This is a genomic window from Burkholderia sp. SIMBA_062, assembly GCF_046534765.1.
GTDB classification, from domain to species: domain Bacteria; phylum Pseudomonadota; class Gammaproteobacteria; order Burkholderiales; family Burkholderiaceae; genus Burkholderia; species Burkholderia ambifaria.
The window spans coordinates 1-254 of sequence record NZ_JAWRYD010000427.1 but is presented as its reverse complement, the minus strand read 5'-3'; the positions used below and the strand labels follow the sequence as shown (position 1 = coordinate 254).

Here is a 254-nt window from a genome sequence, read left to right as displayed (position 1 = left end):
GCCAGCGGCAAGACGGTCATCACCGATCGTGGCCCGGTTCGGGTCGAAGTCCCCCGCGATCGCGACGGCAGCTTCGAACCGATTCTGATTCCCAAGCACGAGCGCCGCTTCACCGGCTTCGACGAGCGCATCATCGCGATGTACGCGCGTGGGATGAGCGTGCGCGAGATTCAGGGATTTCTGGCCGAGCACTACGGCACCGAAGTGTCGCCCGACTTCATCAGCTCGGTCACCGACGAGGTGATGGCCGAGGC

Annotated in this window: 1 protein-coding gene; it reads left to right on the top strand. The window is 64.6% G+C overall.

Going from position 1 to position 254, the window contains the following annotated elements; all coding sequences use genetic code 11:
* On the top strand, nucleotides 1-254 hold a 254-nt coding region (locus SB786_RS36950; protein ID WP_410731675.1), incomplete at both ends, for a transposase.